Here is a 12873-nt window from a genome sequence, read left to right on the forward strand (position 1 = left end):
TGTTTCGGGTGGCTGGGGGATGCTGTAACTGTAAGCACAAATGAAAAACGCCCGACGGAAGTCGGGCGTTTGGAAGAGGCGCTTTCTGCGAGTCGGTGGCAGCAAATTGAATGCTGCTACCGAGCAGATGCCATTACAGAGCGGGCACGTAGGGCTTGGTCGAAACAGGCTTGGAGCGGAAGGCCACACCGATGTCGATGTTGATGACACCGAAGTCGATTTCGGGGATCACGATGTTGGCCAGAGCGCGGGGGATGCCCAATGCGTCAGCCGTGCCGTTCACATCCACCAGACGCAGGTCACCCAGTTGCTCCTTCAGGCTGATGCTCAGGGGGAACTTGTACTTCAGGGCCAGTTCTTGGGTCTTGGTGAAGTTGTAGACGGGAGCTTGCGGTTGGGTGGCGCCGCCGATCACGGTCGTGTCGGCCAACACTTGGTTCTTGGCGAAGTCGATGGTGAAGTTGGCGATGGTCAGGCCGCGCTTGATGCCCGTCTTGGGGTCGGGGCGCGAGATTTCCAGGGCGGAACCGGTGGCCTTGCCGTTTTCGATCTTGATGCCACCGCTCAGGGCGATGGAGATGCTGGTGACGGGCAGGCTGAAGGTGTTGGTGGTGCCGGCGACAGGGGTGGCGTTGCCGAGGGCCTTGATGCCAACGTCAAACAGAGCGTACGACTCCAGGGCGGCGTCAGAGAAGACTTGGAAGGAGTCGGCTTGCAGGCTGTTCGTCGGGATGGTCAGGGCCTGTGCAGAGAAGGCGGACAGGGCGACAGCGGCGGCAATGGAGACGGAGCGGACTGTTGCGAAGGTCATGTGGAACTCCTGTGGGTGTTTAGGGTTACGGACCGCGTTTGACGCTGTGTCCATGGTTCAAATTGTTCTTGAACCGCCTGTCCACGAGGTCCCCATGAGTGAGGGGGAGGGGGCGCATTAGCTGACTCAGTTAAGGGTAAGCCTTGATTCGATCGGTGGCTGGCCGCTCAGGGTTAACCAACCCGGGGTGAGAAGGCGTCAGCGCTGCGACTCAGCGCTGGGCCCGCAGCCCCGCGTGCCCTTGCAGAACCGTTCGCATGAGGGCCAAGGGGCTGACGGTGTCTTGTGTCATGAGGATGCCCACATCATCGACTTCGACGCCCCGTGCTGGGTACTTGGCCAGCAGTCGCTGTAAATCGCGTTCGCGTTGGAGTCGGATGAGCTCGGAATAGAACTCGGCGGAAAAGCCAATGGGGTGTCCGCGGCGATGGCGGTATTCAGGGAAGACCAGCGGATCGCGGGTGACGGCTTCCCCCATGGCCTTCAAGGTGTCTGACTGCAGCAAGGGCATGTCGCCTGGCAACAGCAACCAACCGGGCGATCTGGCGCTGGCAATGACGGCAATGGCCACACCCAGTGTCATTTGATCGCTGTGGCCCGGTGGCTGATCTGGGGGCGCGTCGGGCAGCAAGATCACGCGATCCGGTGGCAGCAGGTGATGGGCCTGAGCAGCGACCATGGGAGGGGCCACCAGCAGGACCTGCAGGCCACTGGCAAGTCCCTTGCGGATGGTGTGGTGCAGGCTGTTGAGGTGGTCGAGCGGGGCTGCATCCAAAGCATCGAGCTGGGCGTGCGGAACGGCCATCCTGGGTTGGCCTTCTGATTCGGCCAGAATGATGAGGGTAGGCGGTTCGGACATGGTGCGGCTCACGGTCTCGGCAGTTCACTTTGATCCGTTTTGTTGCGTTGCACCACCGAGCCTTTACTTAAGTGCATACCCCTGAGACGGATTGACGCGGGTCATGTCACCCCTTGCAAGGTTTGACGGATACTGAATGACATGAACAAGACATCTCACGATCTGGCGCAAATGCGCAAGAGCTACGAACGGGCTGAGTTGGATGAGACCCATGTCCGCCCGGATCCCTTGGTGCAGTTTCAGCATTGGTTCGATGCAGCCGTGCATGCCAAGGCGTTGGAAGCCAACGCCATGACCTTGGCGACCGTGGGCGCCGATGGCGGGCCGTCAACCCGTGTGGTGCTGCTCAAGGGGCTGGATGAGCGCGGTTTGGTCTGGTACACCAACTACCAAAGCCGCAAGGGCCGCGAGTTGGCCGCGCACCCTCAGGCCGCGCTGCAGTTTTTTTGGCCGGAGCTGGAGCGCGTTGTGCGCATCGAGGGACGCGTCGAGCAGATTGCCGAGGCGGAGTCAGACGACTATTACCGAACACGACCACTGGGTTCACGCATCGGTGCCTGGGCATCGCCACAGAGCGAAGTGATTCCGTCGCGCGAACATCTGGAGGCGAACTGGGCCACCATCCAGACGCAACAAGGTCAGGACCCTGTCCGGCCTGCACATTGGGGGGGGTATCGCCTGGTCCCCGCGTATTGGGAGTTCTGGCAGGGCCGCCCCTCTCGGCTTCACGACCGCATCGTGTATGTGAAGCAAGCTGACGGCAGTTGGCAGATTCAGCGTCTGGCGCCTTGATGCCAGCCCGACGCGTGCGGCCTTGCGAAGGCGGGCGGCATGTTCAGTCGGGCTTGAGTTGGCTTTGGAATTGCTGACGAAAGTGCGCCAGTTTGGGGGCCACCACGTAGGCGCAGTAGCCCTGGTAGGGGTGATGTTCCGCGTAGCGCTGGTGGTAGGCCTCGGCGGCGTGGTAATTGGACACGGGAGCCAGTTCCGTGACGATGGGCGCGCCAAAGACTTGGCGCTGCGTCAAGTCATCGATCATCTGCCGGGCTGTGATGGCTTGCTGTGGCGTGTGGGTGTAAATGCCTGAACGGTATTGCGTGCCCACATCATGCCCCTGCCGATTCGGTGTGGTGGGGTCGTGGCATGCGAAAAACACCTCCAGCAAGCCTTTGAAACTGATGATGCGTGGATCGAAGCGGATGCGCACCACTTCGGCATGCCCCGTTTCGCCTGTGCACACGTCTTCATAGGTGGGCGCAGGATGGTGTCCATTGCTGTAGCCGGATTCGGCCTCGATCACGCCTTGCAGTTGATTGAAGATCGCTTCGAGGCACCAAAAGCATCCGCCAGCCAGGGTGGCTTCTTCGTGATCCTGGTGAGGGGAGGTGGTGTTGGCCATGAAAAGGGTCGGGGTCAAAGCGCAGCAATCTACGGTGACACAAGGCTATGCGTTGTCGCGTTTGCCTGCCTGCTGCCTCACGAAACCCCTGACGTCAGCCGTACTTTACGAGCCAGGTTGCCGTGGAGACATGGCACACAAAGATGGCACACAAACAGAAACCCCCGGGCGAAGCCGGGGGGGGAGCGGCACGAGGGCCGTCCTTGGAAAGGGCAAAGAGGAAGGTTTGCCGCTTCCCAAGACGCAGTGACTGCGTCTAGATGGTTTGCCTGCCGTGCAGACACTTGCAGGTTAAGCCAGCTGCGTGGACGACGCCAATATGTTTTGTCTATGCCCCGTCAGGGGTTCATGCGCCTTTCAGAATGCGCGCGACCAGGTCCTCCGTGCGCTGGGTCACCGCATCGGGCATGGTGATGGTGCGGCCCCATTCGCGGTTGGTTTCTCCAGGCCATTTGTTGGTGGCATCCAGCCCCATCTTGCCGCCCAGACCGCTGATGGGTGAGGCGAAGTCCAGGTAGTCGATGGGGGTGTTGTCGACCAGCGTGGTGTCGCGTACCGGGTCCATGCGGGTGGTGATGGCCCAGATCACTTCCTGCCAGTCGCGGATGTTCACGTCGTCGTCGACGATGACGATGAACTTGGTGTACATGAACTGACGCAGGAAGCTCCACAGGCCGAACATCAGGCGCTTGCTGTGGCCGGGGTAGGCCTTCTTCATGCTGATGATGGCCATGCGGTAGCTGCAGCCTTCGGGCGGCAGGTAGAAGTCCACGATCTCAGGAAACTGCTTTTGCAGGATGGGCACGAAGACTTCGTTGAGCGCGACGCCCAACACCGCAGGCTCGTCGGGTGGCTTGCCGGTGTAGGTGGAGTGGTAGACCGGGTTCTGGCGGTTCGTGAGGCGCGTGACCTCGAACACGGGGAACCAATCCTGCTCGTTGTAGTAGCCGGTGTGGTCGCCGAACGGGCCTTCGAGCGCGTGCAGGTAGCCGCCGCGCTCCATCAAAGGCACGCCATGTTCACTCACGCCCTTGTAGCCTGTCGGGGCCGTGGGGATGTGGCCTTCGAGTACGAACTCGGCGCTGGCGGGTACCTGCAGGTACTGGTCGCCTTCGCCCGCTTTCGTGTTGACCACCTCGGTGCGGCTGCCGCGCAGCAGGCCGGCGAACTGGTACTCACTCAGCGAGTCGGGCACAGGGGTGACGGCACCCAAGATGGTGGCGGGGTCGGCTCCCAGTGCCACGGCGATCGGGAAGGGCTGGCCAGGATTGGCCAGGGCGAACTCGCGGAAGTCGAGCGCGCCACCGCGGTGGGCCAGCCAGCGCATGATCAATTGCTTCTTGCCGATCAATTGCTGGCGGTAGATGCCCAGGTTTTGTCGCCGACGCGGGTTCGGCACGTTCTGGGGGCCGCGGGTGACGACGAGGCCCCAGGTGAGCAGCGGCGCGGCGTCATCGGGCCAGCAGTGCTGGATGGGCAATTCGGTCAAATCGATGTCGCTGCCCTCGCGCACCTCGGCTTGGCACGGCGCGCTGCGCACGCTGCTGGGCTTCATGTCCCACAGCGCCTTGGCCATCTGGATGAGTTTGCCGGCATCCTTCAGGCCACGGGGTGGTTCGGGCTCTTTCAGGCTGGCGAGCACGCGACCGATGTCTCGCAACTCGCTGACGTCGTCGGCCCCCATGCCGAGGGCCACGCGTTTGGGTGTGCCGAACAGGTTGGCAAGCACGGGGATGGCGTAGGCGCGTGGCGCGCTTGTCGTGCCATCACCCCGTCCTGTTGGGTGCTCGAACCACAAGGCGGGGCCACCGGCGCGCAGCACGCGGTCGCTCACCGATGTCATCTCCAGGTGGACGGACACGGGCTCGCTGATGCGGGTGAGCTCTCCCTGGCGTTCCAGGCCGGATACAAATTCTCGCAAGTCGCGATATTTCATGATTTTTGTAATAAAGAGTGTGTTCTTTATGCTTGACTGGTTATTACAGGCTTGCCTAGAATCCGCCCCTGTTGGATCCGGTCACGATTTTTACCGGGTTTCCCCTTGCGCCGCACACCGCGGCGCAACGCTGCCAGCCCTGGCGTTTTCCCATGGGTCTGTTCGCTGATGTACGCGACAGACCGTTCGCGGTGGTGAGTGACTTGCACGGTCCCGCCACTTTTTTGCCAGGGTCATTATCAATGCCGCACCTGCGCGGCGCGCGATCGAAGTCGATGGCGTGCCGTCTGTGAGTGCGGCGGCGAAGAAAGGAGAACCATGACAGCGTGTGAACGTGCAACGGCAGGCCTGGAGGCCGCCGTGATGGTTGAAGAAGTGGAAGTGTCTCAGACGGCGGTGGCGTCGTCGGTCCGCCCTCAGGTGTGGCGTGCGGCCATGTCGCAGTTTGTGCAGGATGTGTTGCTGGGGCTGCGCCGCGTGAGCCACAACGCGCTCGCGATGCTGGGCCTCGTGGCCGTGGTGGGCGTGGTCTTTTTGGCCGGTCGCCCGGATGTGCGTTACCGTCTTGAGCACCAGACCTTGGGTTGGTTGACCGATCGTGCCACGTCGCGCGCCATGGCGAGTGACGATGCCGAGGCTTCCAGTCAGGACGTCTTGCTGGCGATGGCCGAGCCCGAGGCCATTCAGCGTGCCACGGCGACCGATCCGTCGGAATTGAGCCGTCAGCAGGCGGCCGTGGCCTACTGGATCGCGCGCCGCTACAGCGTGGCACCGGAGCCCATCAGCCGCCTGGTGCAGGAGGCGTGGGACGTAGGTCAGCGCGCCGGGGTGGAGCCGACCCTGGTGCTGGCGATCATGGCGATCGAGTCGGGTTTCAACCCGTTTGCGCAGAGCCATGTGGGCGCGCAAGGCCTGATGCAGGTGATGACGGGCATCCATCGCGAAAAGTATGAGGTGTTCGGTGGGCGCAATGCGGCCTTCGATCCCGTGACGAATCTGCGTGTGGGGGTGCAGGTGCTCAAGGACTGCATCCGCCGTGCGGGCAGTGTGGCCGGGGGCTTGAAGCATTACGTGGGGGCGGCCAACATGACCCACGATGGTGGCTACGGCGCCAAGGTGCTCGCGGAGCAAGGCTTTTTGCGCCAGGTGGCCATGGGCAAGCAGGTGCCGGTGAATGTGTCGAACGCGCCACGTGTGGTGGCGCAGGCGCCGGCGCCGGTGGCGGCTTCGGCCGTCCAGGCATCGCAGGCTCCTGCTAACGCTGCGCCCGTGTCAGCCGCGCCGGCCGCCAGCAGCGTCAAGCCGCCCGTGACCGCGCCAGCCGTCGAGCAGGTGGCGATGCTCACCCTGTAAGCTGCGGTCCGCAGGGGCACTACCTTGTCGGTGGCGGCATCGTCCGATGTCCTTCGCTGGCATGAGTGGGCCCCAACCGCTACAATCCGCAACGCTGCGCAACTGGCGATACACGACGTGCTGCTGTCACACAGAGACGGCATCGTCTGAGGTGGTGAACCACCGGGGAGCGCAGCCAGCCCTAGGGGCTTCCAATGCCTGGGCTGAGTCAGCCGTTCGCCTGGGCAGCCCTCACACCTGATCTGGATGGGTCAGTGCTGCGGGACTTCAACCTTGAAGAGGACTGCCAAGTCATGTTTGACCGTGCCCAACACACCATTGCCAACGTTGATCCTGAGCTGTTTGCAGCCATCCAGGCCGAGAACCAACGCCAGGAAGACCACATCGAGCTGATCGCCTCCGAGAACTACACCTCGCCGGCCGTCATGGAAGCTCAGGGCTCCCAGCTGACCAACAAGTACGCCGAAGGCTATCCAGGCAAGCGCTACTACGGTGGCTGCGAGCACGTGGACGTGGTCGAACAACTGGCCATCGACCGCCTGAAGGCCCTGTTCGGCGCCGAATACGCCAACGTGCAGCCGAACTCCGGTTCGCAAGCCAACCAGGCCGTGTTCTTCGGTCTGCTGCAACCCGGCGACACCATCATGGGTCTGAGCCTGGCCGAAGGCGGCCACCTGACTCACGGCATGCCGCTGAACATGTCGGGCAAGTGGTTCAAGGTCGTGTCCTACGGCCTGAACGCCGCTGAAGACATCGACTACGACAAGATGGAAGCGCTGGCGCGTGAGCACAAGCCCAAGCTGATCATTGCTGGTGCGTCCGCTTTCGCCCTGCGCATCGACTTCGAGCGCTTTGCCAAGATCGCCAAGGAAATCGGCGCCTACTTCATGGTGGACATGGCCCACTACGCCGGCCTGATCGCCGCGGGCGTGTACCCCAACCCGGTGCCGCACGCTGACGTGGTCACCTCCACCACCCACAAGAGCCTGCGTGGCCCGCGTGGCGGCATCATCCTGATGCGCGGTGAAGAGATCGCCAAGAAGATCAACAGCGCCATCTTCCCTGGCATCCAGGGTGGTCCGCTGATGCACGTCATTGCCGGCAAGGCCGTGGCCTTCAAGGAAGCCGCTTCGCCCGAGTTCAAGGCTTACCAACAGCAAGTGGTGAAGAACGCCGCCGCGCTGGCCGATACCCTGACCAAGCGTGGTCTGCGCATTGTGTCGGGCCGCACCGAAAGCCACGTGATGCTGGTGGACCTGCGTCCGAAGAACCTGACCGGCAAGGAAGCCGAGGCCATCCTAGGCGCCGCGCACATCACCTGCAACAAGAACGGCATCCCCAACGACCCGCAGAAGCCGATGGTGACTTCGGGTATCCGCCTGGGCTCGCCCGCGATGACCACCCGTGGTTTCAAGGAAGAGCAGGCCGTGCAGGTGGCCAACCTGATCGCCGACGTGCTGGACAATCCGCACGACGAAGCCACCATCGCCCGCGTGCGCGAGCAGGTGTCGGCCCTGACCAAGGCCTTCCCGGTCTACCGCTGAGCGCTGACGCCTTGATGCGTGCGTGATTCGGAACCCGGCCTGGATGTGATGTCCTCGCCGGGTTTTTGCTTGTCTTGAACCGAGAGAACCACACCGATGCGTTGCCCTTTTTGCGGACACCATGACACCCAGGTCGTGGAGACGCGTGACTCCGATGAAGGCGACTCAACCCGTCGCCGTCGCAAGTGTCATGGCTGCGACAAACGCTTCACGACCTATGAGCGGGCGGAAATCGACCTGCCGGCGATCGTCAAGCGCGATGGCAGGCGTACCGATTACGACCGCGCCAAACTCAAGGGCTCGATGCTGATTGCGCTGCGCAAGCGGCCGGTGAGTGCCGAGGCGCTGGAAGGTGCGCTGGAGGCGATTGAGGCCAAGTTGCGCCAGTGTGGCGAGAAGGAAGTGGTGTCTACGCAGTTGGGCGAATGGGTGATGCGCGAGTTGCGCAAGCTCGACAAGGTGGCCTATGTGCGCTTTGCGTCGGTGTACCGCAGCTTTGATGACGTCAGCGAGTTTGTCGCCGCCATCAAGGAGACGGGCAATAAGCGTGGCGCCAAGGGCGACGTCAGCGAAGACTGAACAGTGAGACCGATCGGGAGGTCGGTGAGCCAGGCGGAGCAGCTGTGAGCGCGGGAGGCTATCGCCAGCAGTGCGCCACGCTGACCGTGGTGCCCGTGATGCCGCGGGCTTGGTGTTGATTCAGGGTGAGGCTGCCGCAAGCGTCGTGAGCCATGGGGCCACCTGAGACCGGTGTGGCAGCCAGGGTGTAGCCGCTGGTGCTGGCCTGCGTGACGCTGATCACGTAGTGCGCGGGGCCCTGGCGAGGGGCCTGGTTCAGCGGTGCAGGCAGGGCCACGAGCGGTGCGCTCGGATCTCCGGTGTCGTAGCGGTGGTGCGCGGCGTAGTGGCGCTGCATGAAAAAGGCGGCGTCCATCAGGGCGGCCTGGGCTTCGGTGCGGTGGGCGCGTTGCAGGTGCGCGGCGTAGCTGGGGTAGGCCACGGCGGCGAGCACGCCGAGCAGCGCGAGAACGGTCAGCATTTCCGTCAGGGTGAAGCCACCATGCCGGTGGCCCGTGTTCGCAAGAGGGTGACACATGGGACAAGGACTCAGGGAGTCGGTGGGTTGAGCAGGGCGCGCCACACCCGACTTCCAAGCTGTGGTGAGGTGGCAGTGGGGCATCCGGCGCCGCCAGGGAGGCAACGGTGCACGGTGGACTGCACCCAGGCTGTGGCACCTTGTGTGGTTCGCCCCGCACTGTCTGCTTGGTGATCGGGGCTGAAGCCACGTGCAGTGACGGTGATCAGTTCCGGGTGCGCGGGGTGGATTTCGAGCAGGCACTGAGGGCGAGACGCGGGCACATAGGCGCTGTCGGTCGAGCTCATGGCCGCGGCGGGCACGGTGTGGGCCAAGACGTGGCTGCCATGCCAGCTGGACCACAGTGTCCACCGTGCCACTTCGGACGGTAGTGGCGCCGGGTGCACCGTGAATGCAGGCGTGATCTGCAAAAGCGCGTCCTCACAGTGGCGCAAGCCGATGTGCGCGGCCTCCCGGGCCAGGTTCTCCAGTCGCACGTTGAGGGTGATCTGTTCGGCGCTCAGGGAAGCACGCAGGGTGGCGCCAGAGACCAGGCTGATCACGGTCAGCAAGACCAGCACCACGACCAGTGCAATCCCATGTGCAGATGCGCGCTCCAGAAGGGCGTGTGGGCGTTGATGGCTCATGGATCACACAGGGTTGGGCACGCTCACGGTGGTGTGAAACGCGCGATACAGGCGCCGGTCGGGGGCGTTTTGAGTGGCGCCACTGCAATCTGTGTAGTTCATGGGGGTGTCTTGCACCTCCAGTTCGCTGCGCAGTACCAGACACAGGCGCACGGCCTTTACACGGCGCCACAGCGGGGAGTTCGCGGCCGGGGTGGACGAGCCGCTGACTTCCTGCGCGCTCAGGAAACGCAGGGTCGACACGCTGGGGTCGTCGGCCGACGGCGTCGAGACCCCATAGCGGATCTGAAGGTCCACGATGTGATCGACCAGGGGTTGAGACACGCTGTGCCCATTGCCACGGCATGACAAGGTGTGATCTTTGACAAAGTAGCGGTTGTCGGCCACATGGTGGGTGCCATCGACCAGTGGGGTGCTGTTGCCCAGGCAGTCGGTAGGGGTGCCCGCCGAGGTGGGCGGGGTGTTGCGGGTGTCCGCCTCGTAGCGCACCACGATGGCGTCGGGCTGCGCGCTGTCGTTGTGGCATGCCAGATTGTTCAGGACAGCGTGGCCAATGCTGTTCGGGGTGATGCCGCCCGTGCAGCCAAACAGCCCCGGCCCCGTGAAGGCGCGTGTCATGTGTCCGTCACTGTCGATCCCGGTGGGGGCGCTGTAACCGGCCTGCGCGATCTGGGTGCGCAACAAGGTCAGGGCCACGCTGGCGTCCTCGGTCAGTTGCGTGACGGCCTGTGTGTGGTGGTACGCATGGCCTGAGCTGAGGTACAGCGCCATGGCGGCAGCGATCACCGTCAGGCCCAGCGCGAGCCCCACGAGCAGTTCGACCAGGCCCAGGCCGCGTTGAAGGTACGCGGGTCGATAGCGGTGGCTCATCACAGGGCGATCCGAAGGTAAAGGCAGCGCGTGTGAGCCGCCATGATCAATCCGGCAGGACAGAGGTCATGAGCCTGGGCGCCGGCCTCGTCCGGGTCTTCCCACAGCACCCAGATGTCGGCTTGAGCGCCGACGATGCGGACGTGGCCACGCCCTTGAGGCAGGCTGCGCACCAGTTGCTGCTGCCATTGCGCCAGATCGTAGGCAGCCATCTCGGCGAAAGTGCAGGCCGTGTTGCCCTCGCAGGCGCCGCTCAGCGTCGTACTGGTGATCGACGACGTGGCGAGTGCTGTGAGCTCGTAGGCGCTCCAGTCACCGCTGGGCGACACGTTGGCCCGCATCCGGTCCGCCAGATCATGCCCCAGCAGGGTGGCGCGTGCGCGCGTGTCGGTGGTGTGGCTGTGCTGGATGGCGTGCGCCTGCAGCGAGGTCATGGCGAGCACGCCAAACGACATCAGCAGCATCGCCACCAGCACTTCGACGAGGGAGCTGCCGCGCTGCAAACGAGAAAAGGGCTGGGTGCGCATCAGCACGCTCCTTGCAAGACACGCACACGCCCGGACACGGCCAGGCGCACGCAGCGTTGAACGAGCGGCGTGGTCGAGGTGCCGAAGCTCAAGGGTTGGACGAGGAAGCTGGCGTTGTTGGCCACCGCCAAGCCCACGCCTCCGAACGTGATGGCCGGCTTGTTGTTCGGCAGGGTCAGGCCCACGGTCGGCGTCAGGGCTTGCTGCAGGTGCAACAGGGCTTCGTGAGCCTCTCGGACCTTGTTGCCGTTGGCGTCAGCAAAGATCAGCCAGCCGGTGGACCAGTTGGTGCTGGCGCTGGCGCACACCGGTGTGGCGGCATCGGGGTTGGGGGTGTTGCAGATGGTGACGCGCTGGCGGCGTTTCACAGCCTCGGCGCGTGTCAGGCGCAGGGCATCGGCCAGTGCGCCCGCCTGGGTGCTCACGGCACGCTGTTCCAGCAGTGCGCGCAAGCCCGGGGCACCCAAGGCGCTCAAGACGCCCAGGATGGCCAGGGTGACGAGGAGCTCGACCCAGGTGAAGCCGCGAGACACGCGACGGAACGAAGAAGGAAAGTGGTGCATGCGCCGCATTCTTGAGATGGCGCCCGCGTCCGAAAGCCCGATCCCCAGAAGGGGCGGGAGTGCTTTGCGTCAAAATCCCCCTCATTCCCCCTTCGAGGGGCACCCCAAGGGATGAACTGGTGCAGGCCTTTTGCAACAACAACGATGAGCTTCATGTGACCCAGGCGGTCACGCTGGCGCGGCAGGCGATTGGCCTGTCCGAGCCCAATCCCCGCGTGGGCTGTGTGCTCGTGGCCGCTGATGGGCAGGTGATCGGGCAAGGTCACACCCAGCAGGCCGGTGGCCCGCATGCCGAGGTCATGGCACTGCGGGACGCGCAGGCCCGAGGTCACGCCACGCGTGGTGCCACCGCCTATGTGGCCCTGGAGCCCTGCTCTCACCATGGCCGCACCCCGCCCTGTGCCGATGCCCTGGTGCGCGCCGAAGTGGCGCGCGTCGTCGTGGTCTTGATGGACCCCAATCCCCTGGTGGCAGGGCAGGGCGTGGCCCGCCTGCGTGCGGCGGGCATCGCAGTGGACGTGTTGCCAGCGGATCACCCGCAGGCAGTGGCCATGCGGGAGTTGAACATCGGCTTTCTCTCGCGCATGGTGCGTCGTCGCCCCTGGGTGCGCATGAAGATCGCCGCGTCGCTGGATGGCCGCACCGCGCTCGACAACGGGGACAGCCAGTGGATCACTGCCCCGGCCGCCCGGGCCGATGGGCAGGTGTGGCGTGCGCGTGCCGGGGCGGTGCTGACCGGCATTGGCACGGCGCTCGACGATGACCCTCGCTTGGATGTGCGCGCCATTGAGGTGGCCCGCCAGCCTTTGCGTGTGGTGCTGGACTCCCGCTGGTGCCTGCCTGCAACGGCACGTTTGCTCGCGCCGCCTGGGGAGGTGCTCGTCTACGGTCTGGCCGATGAGTCCGGGGAGGCACAGGCGGCACAACTGGCCTTGGCTGCGCGCGGTGCCAGCGTGGCCATGCTGCCGGCGGATGCCAGCGGCCGTCATCTGGACCTGGCCTCCGTGATGGCCGACCTGACCGCGCGCGGCATCAATGAACTGCATGTGGAAGCGGGCGCACGCCTGAACGCAGCCCTCATCGAGGGCGACTGGGTGGACGAGTACCTGCTCTACCTGGCGCCCAAGCTGGTGGGGCCAGGCCGGGGACTGGCGGCCTTGTCGCCCCTGAACCGCATGGCAGATGCGCGCACCCTGACATTCCACGCCGTCGAGCAGGTGGGCGAGGATCTGCGTATCCTTGCGCGACCTGCCGGGCGTGCCGATTTCTGACCCCCGAGCCCCTCTTTG

At 64.3% G+C, this 12873-nt stretch carries 14 protein-coding genes and 1 riboswitch; of the genes, 5 read left to right on the plus strand and 9 right to left on the minus strand.

From position 1 onward, the window contains the following. Positions 1–133: 133 nt before the first annotated feature. Positions 134–811 carry a hypothetical protein gene (locus WIT60_RS06320; protein ID WP_339583089.1) on the minus strand — a complete coding sequence of 226 codons (678 nt, stop codon included), beginning with the start codon at positions 809–811 and terminating at the stop codon, positions 134–136. 211 nt (positions 812–1022) lie between these two features. Then, positions 1023–1670, minus strand: a complete 648-nt coding sequence (locus WIT60_RS06325) for a nucleotidyltransferase family protein (RefSeq protein WP_339583090.1) — start codon at positions 1668–1670, stop codon at positions 1023–1025. 141 nt (positions 1671–1811) lie between these two features. Between WIT60_RS06325 and pdxH the strand changes: the two genes are divergently transcribed. Continuing rightward, the gene (pdxH, locus tag WIT60_RS06330) at positions 1812–2462 is read left to right on the plus strand and encodes a pyridoxamine 5'-phosphate oxidase (protein WP_339583091.1); all 651 of its coding nucleotides are present in this window, start codon (positions 1812–1814) and stop codon (positions 2460–2462) included. Positions 2463–2505: 43 nt separating this feature from the next. Here pdxH and msrA read toward each other — a convergent pair whose 3' ends face one another. Then, positions 2506–3069 (minus strand): peptide-methionine (S)-S-oxide reductase MsrA, encoded by a 564-nt coding sequence (gene msrA, locus WIT60_RS06335; RefSeq protein WP_339583092.1) that lies wholly within the window; start codon positions 3067–3069, stop codon positions 2506–2508. Between the two features lie 346 nt (positions 3070–3415). After that, the gene (locus WIT60_RS06340) at positions 3416–5005 is read right to left on the minus strand and encodes a UbiD family decarboxylase (RefSeq protein ID WP_339583093.1); all 1590 of its coding nucleotides are present in this window, start codon (positions 5003–5005) and stop codon (positions 3416–3418) included. A 435-nt stretch (positions 5006–5440) separates the two neighbouring features. Here WIT60_RS06340 and WIT60_RS06345 point away from each other — a divergent pair, with 435 nt between their 5' ends. The 3 genes from WIT60_RS06345 (at position 5441) to nrdR (ending at position 8481) form a co-directional block, all read left to right on the plus strand. After that, positions 5441–6358, plus strand: coding sequence for a lytic transglycosylase domain-containing protein (locus tag WIT60_RS06345; RefSeq protein WP_339583239.1), 918 nt, complete (start codon positions 5441–5443; stop codon positions 6356–6358). A gap of 88 nt (positions 6359–6446) precedes the next feature. Further along, positions 6447–6591: riboswitch (ZMP/ZTP riboswitch) on the plus strand. Between the two features lie 60 nt (positions 6592–6651). Then, on the plus strand, positions 6652–7902 hold the full coding sequence (glyA, locus tag WIT60_RS06350) for a serine hydroxymethyltransferase (RefSeq protein ID WP_339583094.1): 1251 nt from the start codon (positions 6652–6654) through the stop codon (positions 7900–7902). A gap of 96 nt (positions 7903–7998) precedes the next feature. Further along, positions 7999–8481 carry a transcriptional regulator NrdR gene (gene nrdR / locus WIT60_RS06355; RefSeq protein WP_339583095.1) on the plus strand — a complete coding sequence of 161 codons (483 nt, stop codon included), beginning with the start codon at positions 7999–8001 and terminating at the stop codon, positions 8479–8481. A 58-nt stretch (positions 8482–8539) separates the two neighbouring features. Here nrdR and WIT60_RS06360 read toward each other — a convergent pair whose 3' ends face one another. From WIT60_RS06360 to WIT60_RS06380, 5 genes are read right to left on the minus strand one after another with little or no spacing between them, the layout of a single operon-like run. Continuing rightward, positions 8540–8998 (minus strand): type IV pilin protein, encoded by a 459-nt coding sequence (locus tag WIT60_RS06360; protein WP_339583096.1) that lies wholly within the window; start codon positions 8996–8998, stop codon positions 8540–8542. A gap of 11 nt (positions 8999–9009) precedes the next feature. Then, entirely contained in the window at positions 9010–9624 is a 615-nt protein-coding gene (locus WIT60_RS06365; RefSeq protein ID WP_339583097.1) for a PilX N-terminal domain-containing pilus assembly protein, read from the minus strand. A 3-nt stretch (positions 9625–9627) separates the two neighbouring features. Beyond that, entirely contained in the window at positions 9628–10494 is an 867-nt protein-coding gene (locus WIT60_RS06370) for a PilW family protein (RefSeq protein ID WP_339583098.1), read from the minus strand. Then, positions 10494–11021, minus strand: coding sequence for a type IV pilus modification protein PilV (gene pilV, locus WIT60_RS06375; protein ID WP_339583099.1), 528 nt, complete (start codon positions 11019–11021; stop codon positions 10494–10496). Before pilV ends, WIT60_RS06370 begins: the two co-directional genes overlap by 1 nt. Further along, a complete protein-coding gene (locus WIT60_RS06380) occupies positions 11021–11584 on the minus strand; it encodes a GspH/FimT family pseudopilin (protein WP_339583100.1) in 564 nt (187 codons plus the stop codon). The genes pilV and WIT60_RS06380 overlap by 1 nt, the downstream gene beginning before the upstream one ends. A 119-nt stretch (positions 11585–11703) precedes the next feature. Here WIT60_RS06380 and ribD point away from each other — a divergent pair, with 119 nt between their 5' ends. Beyond that, entirely contained in the window at positions 11704–12855 is a 1152-nt protein-coding gene (gene ribD, locus WIT60_RS06385; protein WP_339583101.1) for a bifunctional diaminohydroxyphosphoribosylaminopyrimidine deaminase/5-amino-6-(5-phosphoribosylamino)uracil reductase RibD, read from the plus strand. Positions 12856–12873: the final 18 nt, after the last annotated feature.

This window comes from Aquabacterium sp. G14 (assembly GCF_037482285.1).
Taxonomy (GTDB): Bacteria; Pseudomonadota; Gammaproteobacteria; order Burkholderiales; family Burkholderiaceae_C; genus Aquabacterium.

Coding starts and splice junctions, on each gene's coding strand:
- WIT60_RS06320 (WP_339583089.1), bottom strand. CDS start 811: ATGACCTTCGCAACAGTCCGCTCCGTCTCCATTGCCGCCGCTGTCGCC.
- WIT60_RS06325 (WP_339583090.1), bottom strand. CDS start 1,670: ATGTCCGAACCGCCTACCCTCATCATTCTGGCCGAATCAGAAGGCCAA.
- pdxH (WP_339583091.1), top strand. CDS start 1,812: ATGAACAAGACATCTCACGATCTGGCGCAAATGCGCAAGAGCTACGAA.
- msrA (WP_339583092.1), bottom strand. CDS start 3,069: ATGGCCAACACCACCTCCCCTCACCAGGATCACGAAGAAGCCACCCTG.
- WIT60_RS06340 (WP_339583093.1), bottom strand. CDS start 5,005: ATGAAATATCGCGACTTGCGAGAATTTGTATCCGGCCTGGAACGCCAG.
- WIT60_RS06345 (WP_339583239.1), top strand. CDS start 5,441: ATGTCGCAGTTTGTGCAGGATGTGTTGCTGGGGCTGCGCCGCGTGAGC.
- glyA (WP_339583094.1), top strand. CDS start 6,652: ATGTTTGACCGTGCCCAACACACCATTGCCAACGTTGATCCTGAGCTG.
- nrdR (WP_339583095.1), top strand. CDS start 7,999: ATGCGTTGCCCTTTTTGCGGACACCATGACACCCAGGTCGTGGAGACG.
- WIT60_RS06360 (WP_339583096.1), bottom strand. CDS start 8,998: ATGTGTCACCCTCTTGCGAACACGGGCCACCGGCATGGTGGCTTCACC.
- WIT60_RS06365 (WP_339583097.1), bottom strand. CDS start 9,624: ATGAGCCATCAACGCCCACACGCCCTTCTGGAGCGCGCATCTGCACAT.
- WIT60_RS06370 (WP_339583098.1), bottom strand. CDS start 10,494: ATGAGCCACCGCTATCGACCCGCGTACCTTCAACGCGGCCTGGGCCTG.
- pilV (WP_339583099.1), bottom strand. CDS start 11,021: ATGCGCACCCAGCCCTTTTCTCGTTTGCAGCGCGGCAGCTCCCTCGTC.
- WIT60_RS06380 (WP_339583100.1), bottom strand. CDS start 11,584: ATGCACCACTTTCCTTCTTCGTTCCGTCGCGTGTCTCGCGGCTTCACC.